Here is a 15,909-nt window from a genome sequence, read left to right as displayed (position 1 = left end):
TGTAAATAATTATCATTCATAGACAGAACCTTTGTTAAATATCTTCTCTATTTCTTCTTCTGTCATTTGTTCTAGCATTTCAACTAACTTAGTTAGCTCTTGAGGATTCGCTTGCTCAATTTGATATTGTACAACTACCAAAGCGAAATCAGCGATGGTAGGTAATTCAAACAAAGTGTGTAAAGGTAACTCTACCTGATAAACCTCACGCAATCGAGATATCATTTGAGTAGCAAGTAAGGAATGTCCCCCTATTTCAAAAAAATTGTCATAAACACCCACTTGCTCGATACCTAAAACCTGAGACCAAATTTTTGTTAACACCTCTTCAACAGGCGTACGAGGTGCTAAATAAGAAACTTTCAACTGGGAGCGTGTACGCTTTTTCTGAGACTGGATACACTTTAGAATTTGCTCAACAGTCTGAAATTGATTAGCTATTTGATTCAATTTATTAGATTTTTCTTGTAATTCCCCTAACTGTTTTGTTTCAGAAGAAGAGCTTGAAGGAGGCATGAATGGTGACTTCTGTAAATTAATAGAATGAGTAATTCCTTCTAATTGTTCATTAGGGGGTAATTTATTACTAAAATAATATCCATAATTAGTTTGAATTAGGTTTGAGTGTGACATAATTGACTCTACAGAAATTGTGAACAGAAAGTCACTTTTACTTGGTTTTATAAATTCTGTGCCCACCCTATTGAAAAAATTAAAGACCGGAATGTTGCTTTTCGTTGGATGATAGGGAATTTTGAGTTGAGAATACCCTCGTTTTTTTGCAATTTTTGCCATTTCAACTAGTATATTATCTTCGACGTTTTTTCCTAAAACTCTACAGCTAAGTAAAAAAGTATTAATCCACAAAGCATCCAATTGAACCTCAAAAATAATTACGCCAACTAAACCATAATCTCCAAAGCGATCACTGACCTCCACAACCCAACACTCAATGTATTCTGTTGTTAATAATTGCTGTAATTCATTGGTAGAGCGTCGGATAGTTGTGGTATTAAATTGATTTGTTCGCTGCGTCAGTTGTACAACACGTTCAATTTGGTTATGTTTAAGTGGTGAAATAGTAATATTAAGGTTTAATCCTGCTAAAAACTTTTCAAGTGTTAAAGACTCAATATAAAATTGGTCACGCTGTTTATTTTGTTGATACAAAACTGTTCTTTTATTATCCTCTTCTGTGTTTTTTAGATGTTCAAAAGCCCAAACATGATTAAGGAATAGAGGAATTTTTTCTGGCTCAGACGGAAGCAATAATGTGAGTATTTCTGGACAGCGCTCCCGGACTTCTGCACATTCAACAGGATCGTCATCTAGAAAAATGAAATCATTTAGCGAAAGTTGTAACTCACTTGCTAATGCTCTAATATTCTCCGACTTGGGACTCCAGTTAATTCGCCAGGATACGAAGTGACTGAGCTTCAAGGGCATTTCAGAGTGATGTTGAAACACTTGGAAAACAGCATCTTCATTATTTTTACTGCACAAGCATAAGAGCATACCAGCTTTATGCTGTTCCACCATAAAATTCTGCAATTTCAAGAAAGGTGTTTCAATCTGAATTTTCAAGGGGCCGTCTTCACTACAGACACCTTTCCAGAGTGTCTGATCGCAATCCAACACGATAACTTTATAAGGTTTATTTTTAAGGTGAAATATTTTTCTAGATATGAGAGTTCCTGCTGCAGTAAATAATTCTGGCGTAAAAGGAATATGTCCTATTCTATTTGTGAAGTGATTATAATAATTCCTAACCTGATATATATCAGTCGCTTTCAGTAAATCAATTATATATACTCCATTAATATTCTCTAATATTAAAGTAATTTTTTCTTTTAAATTACAAAAATAGTTATAAAGATTTTTATCAATTTTAGATTTTGATATAGGGCATATAGCAATAAAACAAATTAAGTTTTTACCATTATCTATCCAGGATTCTAAAGCCAGCAAAAAATCTTGGGTATTTTGTTCCACTCTCTGATAAATATCAGAATTTAAATCTTGATTTACATTAACCCAGTCTTCTAGGTTAAGGAGTATAATATTTATTCCTTCTTGATTTTTTGCAAAAAGACTAGTCGAGTCTAGAAGCTGCTGAAATACTTGATTGTAAGGTGTAAATTGAATTTGATACGGAATTCTTAATTGTTCCATCCAAAAAGCAAGAGAGTCTTCAAGGGGTTCCGAGACAAAAGTTGATGTCACTACAATACTTAGTTTTCGTTTGGGGATTGTAGCTGCAAGCGTTGACAACTTTTGCTTTGGTTGATCCACGATATTTTCCAATAAAGTTTGATAATGAGCCAGCATTTTCGTAATAGTAGCTGCGTCAAATAGATCGGTGTTGTAATTCAATGACGCTGCTAGCTCTTTATCCACCTCACCTATTCTAAGAGTCAAGTCAAACTGAGACGTCCATTGCTCTATGGGGATTGACTCTAAGATTAAACCTTTCATTTCCATTTGTGCCCCTGCCACACTTAGGGCAAATGGTGTCAATTTCTGGTCACTGAACAGATGAGTCTTTTGGAAGATGAACATGACTTGGAAAAGTGGCGCTCTACTCGGATCTCGTATTGGCTGTAATCGCTCAACTAGTAAAGCAAAAGGGTAATCTTGATGTTCCAGGGCAGCTAAAACAGTATCGCGTACTCGGCTGAGTAACTCTATAAATGTTTGATCTACCGAAATATTTGCACGCATTACCACTGGATTTACAAAATACCCTACTAATCTGGCTAGTTCAGTTCTGCTCCGACCTGCCGTGGGAGAACCTACTAAAAAACTCTCTTGCCCAGAATAACAATAAATTAGCACTTGGAAAGCTGCTAGTAGAGTCATGTAGGTGGTGACGCCTTGAATTTGGGTGAGATCCTTAATCTTCTGGTTAAGCTCAGCGTTTAGTTTGAGTTCTTGGGATGCACCTCTATATGTTTGCACTGGCGGTCTTGGACGATCAGTAGACAAGTCCAGAACTGGTAACTGGCCTGCCAATTGCTTCTGCCAATACGCCCAATGCCGTTCACCTTCGGGACTTGCTAGCATTTGTGTTTGCCAACGAGTGTAGTCGGTGTATCGGAGTGTAAGGGGAGCAAGAGGTATATTTGCTCCAGACTTCTCCGCCGCGTACAGTATACCTAGATCTTCTTTAAGCACTTCCATAGACCAAAAGTCGGCGATGATATGATGCACTACTAATAGAAGAATATGCTCTTGTGCTGATCGGGTGAACAAGTATACCCTTAGCAAGGGTCCATGCTCAAGATCAAAAGGACGGTGAGCTTCTTCAAGTAAACGGTTACAGAGGAAAGTATCGCTCCAATTCGAAGCATCTTCTTGGAAGTACACTTCTGATGTGTCTTGAATATACTGAATTGGTTCTCCGTTTCGCACAGTGATGGTAGTACACAAGGATGGATGGCGAACAATTAGTACCTGAAATGCGCGGTATAAAGCAGGAATATCTAAGTCGGACCAAATTCGCATTGCAGACATTATATTGTAAGCCGCATTGTCCGGAGCAAGTTGGTGTACAAACCATAATGCTTTTTGACCGTATGATAAAGGCTGCTCAACGGAAGTTTCCTGTTCAGAAGCAAGAGATACTGATGAACTGAGTATTGATTGCGTTAGTTGATCAATGATCTGCATTGCAAACTGGATAATGTTGAAACCTTTAAAAAAATTTGCTATGGGTACAACCACTCTTAAGTCAACTTCAATCTGGTTTCTTAGTTCGATAGCTGTTAAAGAATCAAATCCCAAACTACTGAGTGGTTGTAGTGGATCTACCTGAGACGGGTCTACTTTCAGTACCTTGACTACTTGTTCCCGAAGATAAGATATTAGTAACGGCAGTCGCTGCTCTGTTTCGGTAGCAAGGATATCTCCGTAGGAAAGAGTATATTTACTTGACAAAGAAGAGGAGTTTTCTAGAATGCTGCTTCCTACCACGTTCAAGCTACCTGCTAAAAAACCAGCACGGCACGCACGTCGTTGGATTTTGCCGCTGGACGTCTTGAAAATACTTCCACTTTTGACTAAGATAACAGCATAAACTTGTAATTCATGATGCTCTGTTACTTGCTGACGAATAGCTCCAGCTATTTCACTTATGTTTGGATGTTGGTAATAACGTTCTATCTCTTGAACGATCACAAGCACATCTTCACTCTCGACCTCAATTGAAAACGCAGCACAGCAGTTTGATCGTAGCGCGGGGTGACTCTGTTCTACCGTTAGTTCTATATCCTGAGGATAAAAGTTTCGTCCTCGGATAATAATTAAATCCTTTAATCGACCTGTGACAAACAGTTCACCATCTTTCATGAACCCTAAATCTCCAGTGCGGAGAAATGGACCGTCCCCAGACTCTGCTAAATATACCTTAAAAGTTTGTTCTGTTTCTTCAGGCCGATTCCAATAGCCTTGGGCAACATTAAACCCTGACACCCAAATTTCTCCAATTTGGTTAGCTAGGCAATTGGTTAAAGATACAGGGTCAACGATAGCAATTTTTTGGTTTAGCAGGGATTGACCACAACTTACGAGCTTCTGAGCATCTTTATTCTGAATAGTAGTTTCCACCACTTGGCTGTGAACAAGTGTTGATTTCTGAACAGTAATAACTACAGGTGGAAATGCTTTCAAGCCACCCGAGACAATCAAAGTTGCTTCAGCAAGTCCGTAGCAGGTGTAAAAAGCTTTCCGACGAAAACCACAAATTTTAAAAGCTTCCGCAAACCGTTCTAAGGTGTCAAGACGAATAGGCTCAGCTCCAGTATAAGCAATATCCCAGCTACTAAGGTCTAACGTCTTGATATGCTCAGGAGTAAGCTTACGAATGCACAGTTCGTAGGCAAAATTGGGGCCCCCGCTAGTAGTAGCTTTGTACTTGCAAATAGCTTGTAACCAACGGAAGGGATTCTTTAGAAAAGTAAATGGATCCATGAGAACACACGGTATACCCACGTATAAAGGTTGAAGTACATTTCCAATCAAACCCATATCGTGGTAAAGAGGTAACCAACCTACCACAACTGATTGTTCTGTATGCTGGAATCCTTCCTGGATCATCCGTTGATTATACAAAAGATTTTCGTGGCTAACCATAACGCCTTTTGGCGTAGCAATGGAACCTGAGGTATACTGAAGAAAAGCTAATGTATCACCTTTAACACCATAATCTCGCCACTCTTTTGCTAAACTATGACTGAGACGATCAACAGCTATACATCGAATTGCCTGTAAGTCTAAACTCTGTGCAAATAAATTTTCGATATGGGAGAGGAAAGATGCTGTAGTCAGTGCCACAGATGGTTGAGAATCATTTGCAATAGCTATAATCCTTGATAAGTTTCGGTTGAGCCCAGGTGTAAATGCAGGAACGGCAATGACTCCTGCGTACAAGCATCCAAAAAAGGCGGTAATATATTCTAGCCCCGATGGATAAAGCAGCAGCGCACGTTCCCCACTAGCTCCTAGAGATCGAAGCTGAACAGCAATGGCTTTACTCTGCTGATCCAACTCTTTATAAGTAAGACGAGCTTTTTCTAATCCTTCACTTTGCAAAAAGATAAAAGCTGTTTGATTAGGTTGATGTAAAGCTCTGTAACGCAATACATCCACCAGATTAGAAGGAGATTTTAAAAAGCCATTAATATGCTCAATCACGCTTAAACCTCTACTCTTTGTTTACTAAAATCTTGATTCATGTGTTTCATGTAAATTCACTAGACCTAAAAGTTCTCTAAGGTCTAAAAATAATAATGTATGATGCTGTTTTTTAGCAAATGTAAAAAAGGTGATTGCTTAGATATAACCATAAATATTAGCTTATGAATTCTCCACTCAAAATCAACTGTAGCAAGCCCTACACCAGATAAGTTTCGCACACTAGTCCATAGTTGCAGCCTAGAGTTTGATGGACACAATTATCTTTTAGGCTCCGTCTTTTGTCCGAATAAGCAGTATTTATCAAGACTGTATTTAAATGTTATGTATGCAGTAAAATCGGCATTTTTTGGTGCTTACCTGCCCTCGTGATGACGGAAAGAGTCACAACGAGAGAAAAATGTATAAAGTTTAGCTTAGTAAACCTTGAATATAATATCTGCCTCTTTGTCTTGTTTCGCTACGTTTAAACCGTAGAAAATTAGTGGTAAGCAAAAATGATTTGGATAAAGACACGGTTAATATCATTCCTCAATTAAATATTCACTGATTGGCATAGTTGTTGAACAATACTTTTCAGCAGGAGCAACTGGGCTGTGTGCAGGAAAAAGTGGTTACCAGGAAACATTTGTAGTGAGAATGAAGCACTTGTTTGGTTATGCCAAGCTTCCAAGTGCTTATAGCTCACCTTCTCCTCCAAACCACTGAAGACGGAGATCGGAGAGTTAACAGGAGGCTCGTTTAAGTATAAATAAGTTTGGCAAACTGCAAAATCTGCCCGTAATGTGGGAAGCATCAACTGCATCAATTCAGTGTTATCCAGTACTTCTTTAGGCGTACCGCTAAGGCTATGTAACTCTTTTATAAACTCAGGCTCAGGTAGGTTATGCGTAGGAGGATTAAAATTAGAGACATGAGGAGCGCTGGCACCAGAGACGAACAAATGGACAGGGGCAAGACCGTACTGTCTGCGAAGTAAGCGGGTGAGTTCAAAGCTTACTAATGCACCCATACTATGACCGAAGAAGGCAAACGGCTTGTCAAGAAGCGGAAGGAGGGCTGGAGCAATTGCCTCAACAAGGGGCAAGAGCCTGGTAAAAGGAGGCTCATTTATTCGAGTTTCCCTTCCTGGAAGTTGAAGGGGACAAACCTCGACATTGGTCGAAAGACCATGCGACCAATTACGAAAGATTGAGGCTCCGCCTCCTGCATAAGGAAAGCAGAACAAACGTAGTTTCGCAAGCGAGTTCGGCTTGATAGATACAACCCAGGGAGCAAAAGGAGGTGTAGTTGACATTAATTTTTCCTTATTAGACTTATCCGTAGATGGGAAATGTATAGCTATCAATCGACTCAAGCAATTTCGATATATCGCTACTTGGAATGAAAAGCTAGCTGCAAATTATACTAAAAGCTCGAGATAACCCTTGCCTTCTAGTGTTTCAAGGTCAATATCAGCAAAGCAACGAACTTTTACGTAGTTAAGTGTTAAATTACCTACCAAGCGAACCTTTCCTGTTTGACTTTCAAAATTTGCTTTGCTCAGATTGGAAGCATCCTGATCAAGTTTGACACCCAACTCAGTTCCTCCCTTTGTATTCGTGAATTTGATGTGCACATATCCTCTATCAATACTCTCTTTTAGTGCTGCGACCGTTTTTTCAGGCCGTAGGCTTGCCTCAACAGGATGATTTCCTTCTGACAATCGTTTGACTAACTCGTTCATAAACGTTTTTCCTTCAAATGATTGATTTTGTCTGACAAAAAAACCAAGATTAGCTCGTCACTACTTTAACAATGGCGACATATACAAAACGTGGTTAGGGTGGCTGCAGAGCGAGAACCAAGCCCATTAGAATTGGAAACTTGAAAGCTAATCGGTAGAAACATCTACAAATGATTTCTTTAGAAGTGAGCTATGACATGATTAAAAAATGCATGATCGCAAAGGTTATCTATGCATGCATATGGTAGGTCTGCTCACGGGTCTTGGTAACTGCTGTTGTGTTTATGAGTGTCAGAGAGCGAAAAATATCCTCTGAATGCACTATACCGATCAGTATATCTAGTGGTTGCACACCGTCTGCGTAGATGGAGGATACTGAGGCAAAGAATTTATGCATTGGATCATGAATATGTTTTGGTGGATTGTGAAAATCGTTCTTAGTATACTATTGAAAAAAGGGGTTTAACCATAACATTATCAAAATTTTGGGTTGTAGAAAGAACATTTAGCTAGCTTAATTGGTGTTGGCGTTTGAGTAAGAATTATCAACGACTACCAAAACTTCTAATACTTTTGTTTCCATAGCGATAATCCGTTTTATAGGGAGAAAACTAACTTAATTTTTAACTTCCTGTGACCGACTTTCAAAACATCTTTATAATAAGCAATTATATAGCTAGTATGCTTTATAAAATATTAAAATTTATGGCTCCATCCGGTAGTCCCTGGCAACGATACTCTTCTTCGGTTATGTAAATTGTTATAATTTCATCTCCCATTTTCATTTCAAAGGAACAGTAATAGTGTGTTTTGGCTTTTCCTTCCTCAGGTTGGATTTCATTCTGTATTACCTCAGATAACTGGGCAATTGACTGATATGAAAGCATTTTTTCTAAGGAAATATCTATAAAAAAAGCTTGTTTAAGACGAGAAAATATTTGTGTAGCTAATAAAGAGTCTCCTCCTAATTCAAAGAAGTTATCGTAAATTCCAATTGCTTCTAGCCCTAGTACATCGCTCCAAATATTAGAAATGGTATCCTCAATTACGTTTCGAGGAGAAGAATATTTATGTGAAAACTCAACTCGTTCAATAAAATACTTGTCAATTGAATCTGGAATAGCAGCACTGGATTCAGTGGACTTAAACTCGTTGAGTTCCCTTAGTCGTTTTTGAGATTCAATGCAGTAACGCTGTCGCTCAAATGGATAAGTAGGTAAGGGTATACGATGGCGTCGTTCATTTGCATAAAATCCAAACCAATCCACTTGTATTTCTGCAAGCCATATTTGACCTAATGCATTTAACAAGAATGCAAGATCAGACTGTTGCTCTTGCGGGTGGCGTAACGAAGCTACTACAATCTGTCCAGAGGTATAATCTGAATGCCGCATTACTAATTTACTCAGGGTTCGTCCAGGACCAACTTCCAGCAGGATCTGCTCTGGTTCTTTCAACAGCTCGTGTAAACCTTCTGCAAACCGTACAGTTTGGCGTAGATGCTTAGCCCAATAGCTCGGATCTGTTGCTTCTGCTGCTGTAATCCAAGTGCCGCTGACGTTGGATATATAGTGGATTTCAGGAGGATTTAACGTTACTTTTCTAACCTGTTCAGTGAATGGTTCTAAAATAGAATCCATCATTTTTGAATGAAAGGCGTGAGAGGTATGTAAATAGCGGCAGACTACTCCTTTCTTAGCAAGCTGTTCATCCAATTGCGCCAGAACTTTCATGGGTCCTGAAATAACACAAAGACTTGATCCGTTAATGGCAGCTAAAGAAAGAGCCTTATCTAAAAGTGGGTATACCTCCTTTTCTGGAAGTGGGACGGCAAGCATTCCACCTCTGGGCAGTTCCTGGATCAGTTTTCCTCTTACAACCACCAGCGCCAAAGCATCTTCTAAGGAGAACACACCAGCCAAGCAGGCTGCTACATACTCCCCAATACTGTGACCAATCATAGCCTGAGGCTGTACTCCCCAAACCATCCATAACTTTGCCAAGGCATACTCAATAACAAAGAGCGCTGACTGTGCAATATAAGTTTGTTTAAGTTGTTGTGTGGCCTCTTCAATCTGTTCTTCCTTCGGGTATATTACATTACGAAGATCAAGCCCTAAGCTGGGTTTTAGGAGTTCTGAGCAAATATCAACTTGCTTTTGAAATGTCGTTTCAACTTGGTAGAGTTCCAGCGCCATATTGATATACTGTGCTCCTTGCCCTGGAAACATAAACACTACAGGTCGGTTCTTAGGCTTTTGAGAGCGTGTAAAAACTCGTTGAGAATCCAGCGTTTCTAGTGCAGTTACAGCGTCGTTAAGGTCATGAAAAACCAGTATCCGGCGATGACTGAAAACTTGTCGACCAATCTGATAGGTATAAGCAAGATCAGCAAGATTAACATCAGGATGTTGCTTAAAGTACTCTATCAGATTTGCAGTCGCTGTTTCCAAAGCAGAGCTTGTTTTGGCAGATAACACTAACAAATGCCAAAATCTCGATTTTTCAAAGGTCTTGACAAGAGGAGCTTCTTCGAGAATGACATGGGCATTGGTACCACCAATCCCAAAGGAACTCACTCCAGCTCTACGGCGAGTTTTTTCCACTGTCCATTCAGAAAGAGTGGTGTTGACATAAAAGGGGCTGTTGCCAAAATCAATAGTGGGGTTTGGCTTTTCAAAGTGTAAAGAGGGAGGAATCTGTTTATGTTTGAGTGATAAAACGGTTTTGATCAATCCAGCTATACCAGCGGCTGCATCCAAATGTCCAATGTTGGTTTTTACTGAACCAATGGCGCAAAACATCTTCCTATCAGTTTGCTGGCGAAATACTTTCGTAAGTGCCTCTATTTCAATCGGATCTCCAAGGGGAGTACCAGTTCCATGAGCTTCAACATAGCTGATAGTTTCTGCCTCAACCCCTGCAATCGCCAGAGCTTTGGAAACGACGTCAGCCTGACCTGCAACACTAGGTGCGGTGTAACCAACTTTAAAATTTCCATCATTGTTAATTGCAGAACCTTTGATGACTGCATACACATAGTCACCATTTTTTAAAGCTTCACACAGTGGCTTCAAAAGGACAAGCCCCAAACCATTTCCTATAGCAATCCCATTGGCTCTTGCATCAAAGGCTCGGCAATGTCCATTTGGAGATAAAATCATACCTTCTTGGTATAAATAACCCGTTTTTTGTGGTAAGCGGATTGAAACGCCGCCAGCTAAAGCCATATCGCACTGGCCGCTTAGCAAGCTCTGACAAGCCATATGAACAGCCACAAGAGAAGTTGAGCAAGCTGTTTGCACTGTAATGCTTTCTCCTCGTAAATTCAATTTATAAGATACTCTAGTGGTTAGAAAATCTTTATCATTTGCAATTAGCGCCTGGTAAACGTCCGCTGTACTCTTAAGGTAGGGAAGAAGCGATAAAAGATAGGTGCTCATACTGGCACCCGCATAAATACCAATTGCTCCTTTGTAAGTTTTGACATTGTAACCAGCATTTTCGATGGTAGACCAGGCACACTCTAAAAACATACGCTGCTGAGGATCTATCCATAGGGCTTCCCGAGCTGAAATATTAAAGAAAGAGGCATCAAATAGATCAAAGCCCTTGATTATACCCCCTGCTTTGACAAAATTGGCATTGCTTGTATCTGTTTTAAAAAAATCTGAAGTCTCCAATTCCTGGTCTGAAAAAAAGGAAATCGACTCCACCCCAGTTTGAAGATTCTGCCAAAATGCATCAATATCCTTTGCTCCAGGAAAAGAGCAAGACATACCAATAATGGCAATATCATAGCTATCAATTGAATCAAACATTTGTACGCTATTCATTTTTGTTTCCTTCCATTTTGTCTCTGCTGTTTTAAAGCCTGCTTCCTCTTTTCAGCCCAATGTTGGCTTTCTTTCCAACTAGAGGATTGTGCCTCTTGTTCAATGTTAAGAAATTGAGCTAAAGTTAGTATATTTGGATACTGAAATAGCTTAATAATAGGAATATCTCTTTGCAATTCTTTAGATAAACGCTCATAAACCCTTAACACTAATAAAGAATTACCTCCTAAGTCAAAGAAACTATCATGAATTCCCACCCGCTTAATCTTCAGTACTTCAGTCCAAATATCAGCAACGAGGCGCTCCATTGGTGTGCATGGAGCTACATAGTCCTCCACTAACTCTGGTCGCTCACCATCGGGTTCGGGCAAGGCTTGGTAGTTGACCTTCCCATTGGACGTCATCGGTAGGGATTGGAGCATCACAAAGTTTGCTGGCACCATATACTCAGGCAGATGCTCCTTTAAAAAGCGGCGCAAATCACTGTTTATGAAGTTCTGCTCTTTATTCAGGACGAGATAGGCCACTAGGTGCTTCTCTCCGATTACAACCTCACGAGCTACAACTACAGCATTCTGCACAGTTGGGTATTGCTCTAAAGCTGCTTCGATTTCTCCTAGCTCAATACGGTAGCCGCGAATCTTCACTTGGTGGTCAATGCGGCCTAGAAATTCAATGTTTCCATCTGGTAGGTAACGCGCTAAGTCCCCGGTTTTGTACAGCCGCTTCCCTGCCTCTTTACTGAAGGGATTAGGAATGAAGTTTTTAGCAGTCAGATTTGAGCGGTTGAGATAACCTCGGGCTAAGCCTACACCAGCAATGTGCAGTTCCCCTGGCACCCCAATGGGTACTGGCTGCAATTGAGCGTTCAGCAGATAAATCTGGGTGTTGGCAATTGGGCAACCAATGGGGATAATCTCTTGGTGATTCTCACGCTCACACGCCCAGAAGGTTACATCAATGGCAGCTTCCGTTGGTCCGTACAAATTGTGTAACTTTGCATCCAGACGCTCAAAAAAGCGCTTTTTGAGTTTGAAAGACAGTGCTTCCCCGCTACACATGACTTGCCTCAGACAGTTGCACATCTCAAGCCTCGGCTCCTGCAAGATAACTGACAGCATAGAGGGAACGAAATGAAGCGTGGTAATTTTTTCCTCCGCGATCAACTTGACAAGGTAAGCACTGTCTTTATGACCCTCTGGTCGGGCCACAACCAGACGCGCTCCGCTTAACAATGGCCAGAATAATTCCCAAACTGAGACATCAAAGCTGAAGGGGGTTTTTTGCAATATGCTATCTGCCTGTGTTAAGTGATAAGCATTTTGCATCCAGCGCAGACGATTGCAGACTCCACTATGTGTGTTCATCGCCCCCTTAGGTTTTCCTGTAGATCCTGAGGTGTATATGACGTAGACTAGGTTATCAGGCGTCACACTGCTGATCGGGTTCTCCTTACTCTTTGTTACTATCATGGACCCCCGCTCCCAGCAGGTGTCTAGGCAAACGACAGCCGCATTGTGCTTAGGCAGCTTCTCAATAAGATGCTGTTGGGTCAACAACACCTTCACCTGGCTCTCATCCAAGATGAAGCCCAATCTCTCTTTCGGATAGTCTGAGTCAAGCGGTACATAAGCACCGCCAGTTTTGAAGATGCCTAACAGTCCCACCACAAGATCTAGAGAACGTTCTACACAAATCCCTACCAGTACCTCTGGTCCCACACCCAGTACCAGCAAGTGATGTGCTAGTTGATTGGCTCGCTGGTTGAGCTCCTGGTAGGTCAGATGTTCCTCCTCAAAGACCACCGCCACGGCGTCCGGTGTATACTCCACCTGTACCTCAAATAACTGATGGATGCATTCGCCTTCTGGATGATCTGTCTTGGTATCGTTCCATTCCACTAATATTTCCTGGCACTCTTGATCAGAAAGAAAACACTGAGTCTCATGGGACTTAAATGGCTCGCTTGCCATAGCTGTGAGAACTCTAGTATAGTAACCGCAAATATTTTTAATTTGTTTATTATTTAGCTTAGTCTCATCATATTCTAAAGAGAGTTGTACCTCAAACGAGAAAGGATCTAGGCTGAAGTGCGCTGTTAAAGCAAAGTTCGTTGCTTGAAAAAACTTGAAATCTAAAACCTGCAAGTGATTTGATCTTAGAAGGCTCTGATATACATGAAAATTAATGAAGTTAAAAGCTGTCTCAAATAATTGCTGGCCACCTTGATCTCTTTGCACCTGAGCCATAGGATACCAGCGAAATGGAAGTACCTTCTGCTCAATCTCGAAAACCTCCTGTACCAAGTCTAACCAAGTACCCTCTGATAGTTTTAAGCAAAATGGTAAAGTGTTGAGGAAAAGGCCAAAAGCTCGCTCTCCATCGATTTCTTCTGGACGACCGTTGGATACTAAACCTGTCAAAACATCCTTCTGACCGCTGAGTAAGCTCATTACCTTAAGATGTGCAGTTAACAGAATGTTCTTAAGTGGAACTCCTGCTAACTTAGCTAGCTTCTTCAGGTTTTCAGAAACCTCATGGGAAAGTGGAACAGATAATGTGCAACAACCTAAGGACTTAGATAACTTACTGGAGGAAGACAAACGGGGTAGCATACTAATGCTACAATTACTTAAATACTGAGTCCAAAAACGCTTACATTTATCAGATTTCAAAGCTTTTCCTTCTAAAGCCACAAAATCACGGAATGAAGTAGCTAGTGGTAGCTCTACGAAAGTAGTTCCTTCACTCAAAAGAGAGAAGTAGTAATGAAATAACTCCGTGAGTAAGGAAGCTACGCTCCAGCCATCAAGGATAGCGTGGTGGAAGCTTAGAGTAAATTGAAACGTTTCTTTAGTGCGGCGATGGACTTGGAAGCGGAGGAGTGGAGTGCTTGTTAAATCAAAGTGCCGACTCTTTTCCGCTTCTATCCAAACAGCCAATACTTCCTCTTGTCGACTAGAAGAGAGATTGGATAAATCTTCTAATTGTAATGAAATACAAACTGTTTGATGGACTAGCTGTAATGGTTCACTGTAGCTAGTTAGATCGAACGAAGTACGCAAAATAGGATGGTGAGCCGCAAGATCCTGTACAGCAGTTTTCAATATGTCAATATCAAAGCAAGTTCGTAAATGAAAGCTAAAAATATCATGATAGATAACGGTGTCAGGATTGTATTTGCTATGGAAGAGCATTCCCATTTGGAGCATAGTTACAGGATAAGCATCCTCAATATCCTTAGGCAATTTTAGGCGATTAGCCTTAGAAATGAGGCTGAATGGCTGAGTATGTGAAATTTTGACAGAGCTAGTCTTTTGCGTCTGTACGACTTGAGCCAGTTCGCAAATTGTCTGATGTTGAAAGATTTGCTGGAGTGAAAAACTTAAATCTCTTTTCTGCGCTTGAGACAGTAATTGAATACTACGGATAGAATCGCCTCCCAACTCGAAGAAATTATCGTGAATGCCAACTTGGTCAATACCAAGAACTTGAGTCCAGATTTCTTCCAGCATTTCCTCTACCAAAGTGCGAGGTGCTACAAAAAATTCCTCCAATTCAGGTCTGGTTGAGTTAGGTGTTCGCAGTGCGCGGCGGTCTATCTTGCCATTGGGAGTTAACGCTAAAGCTTCTAACAGCACGAAGGCCGAGGGGATCATGTATTCGGGCAATCGTTCCTTGAGAAAGCGGCGCAAATTACTAGCTGTGAGAGTTTGCTTTGAGTTTGGGACAACATAAGCCACTAAGCGCTTTTCACCAGGTACATCTTCGTAGGTCACAACTACCATTTTCTGCACGGCAGGGTGTTGGCTCAGTGCTGTTTCTATTTCTCCCAACTCAATACGGAAGCCGCGAATCTTCACTTGCTGGTCAATACGACCAAAGTACTCAATGTCTTGATTAGGCAAATAGCGCACCAAGTCTCCGGTCTTGTATAACCGCTCCCCTGGTTTATTACTGAAAAGGTTGGGAATAAACCGTTCAGCAGTCAATTCAGGTCGATTGAGGTAGCCATAGGATAATCCGTTACCCGAGACATATAGCTCACCTGATACCCCAATGGGAACAGGTTGCAAGTATTGATCTAACACATATACTTGTAGATCTGGCATAGGACCACCAATAAGACTGCCAGGAGATTGATTCAGGCAAGCTGTTGTTATTGGGCGATAAGTAACATGTACAGTTGTTTCCGTAATGCCATACATATTGACTAACTGAGGATAATGATCGCTGTGGCGGTCAAACCATGGCTTTAGGCTTTGAAGGTTAAGGGCTTCCCCACCAAAGATGACTAAACGAAGAGCTAATTGCTCGGCAGTACTTAAAGACTCCTCTAGCTGAATGATTTGGCGGAATGCAGAAGGAGTTTGGTTGAGGACTGTTACTTGCTGTGTACACAATAAGTGATAAAATTTTTCTGGCGTTCGGCTTATTAAGTAAGGAACGACTACGAGTCGCCCGCCGTAGATAAGAGATCCCCAGATTTCCCAGCTTGAGAAGTCAAATGCATAGGAGTGAAACAGTGTCCACACATCATGTTCGTTAAAGTCAAACCAGTTTTGTGTTGATGCAAAAAGACGAACTAAATTATGGTGGTTTACCATAACACCCTTGGGTTTACCCGTCGAGCCGGAGGTGTAAATCACGTAGACT

General features: G+C 40.8%; 4 protein-coding genes and 2 pseudogenes. All 6 read right to left on the bottom strand.

What is annotated here, in order from left to right; genetic code table 11:
* Nucleotides 1–12: 12 nt before the first annotated feature.
* Nucleotides 13–5,691, bottom strand: coding sequence for an HAD-IIIC family phosphatase (locus tag ACM0OY_RS29360; RefSeq protein WP_414572304.1), 5,679 nt, complete (start codon nucleotides 5,689–5,691; stop codon nucleotides 13–15).
* Between the two features lie 535 nt (nucleotides 5,692–6,226).
* Nucleotides 6,227–6,988, bottom strand: a complete 762-nt coding sequence (locus ACM0OY_RS29355; protein ID WP_414572303.1) for a thioesterase II family protein — start codon at nucleotides 6,986–6,988, stop codon at nucleotides 6,227–6,229.
* Between the two features lie 105 nt (nucleotides 6,989–7,093).
* Nucleotides 7,094–7,417, bottom strand: coding sequence for an MbtH domain protein (locus ACM0OY_RS29350; protein WP_414572302.1), 324 nt, complete (start codon nucleotides 7,415–7,417; stop codon nucleotides 7,094–7,096).
* Nucleotides 7,418–8,103: 686 nt separating this feature from the next.
* Complete coding sequence (locus ACM0OY_RS29345; protein ID WP_414572319.1) at nucleotides 8,104–8,406, bottom strand: phosphopantetheine-binding protein; 303 nt, start codon at nucleotides 8,404–8,406, stop codon at nucleotides 8,104–8,106.
* Nucleotides 8,407–8,508: 102 nt separating this feature from the next.
* Nucleotides 8,509–11,253: pseudogene (locus ACM0OY_RS29340) on the bottom strand (type I polyketide synthase); the annotation flags it as partial.
* Nucleotides 11,250–15,905, bottom strand: a pseudogene (locus ACM0OY_RS29335) (amino acid adenylation domain-containing protein); the annotation flags it as partial. The pseudogenes ACM0OY_RS29340 and ACM0OY_RS29335, both read right to left, overlap by 4 nt.
* Nucleotides 15,906–15,909 lie beyond the last annotated feature (4 nt).

This window comes from Nostoc sp. CCY 9925, assembly GCF_963920935.1.
In the GTDB taxonomy this organism is placed as follows: Bacteria; Cyanobacteriota; Cyanobacteriia; order Cyanobacteriales; family Nostocaceae; genus Nostoc.
The sequence above is the reverse complement of the archived record's forward strand: the minus strand, read 5'-3'. Positions and strand labels throughout refer to the sequence as shown.

Bases quoted from the DNA above. Each gene is read 5' to 3' on its own strand.
- ACM0OY_RS29355 (WP_414572303.1), bottom strand. From the start codon at position 6,988: ATGTCAACTACACCTCCTTTTGCTCCCTGGGTTGTATCTATCAAGCCG.
- ACM0OY_RS29350 (WP_414572302.1), bottom strand. From the start codon at position 7,417: ATGAACGAGTTAGTCAAACGATTGTCAGAAGGAAATCATCCTGTTGAG.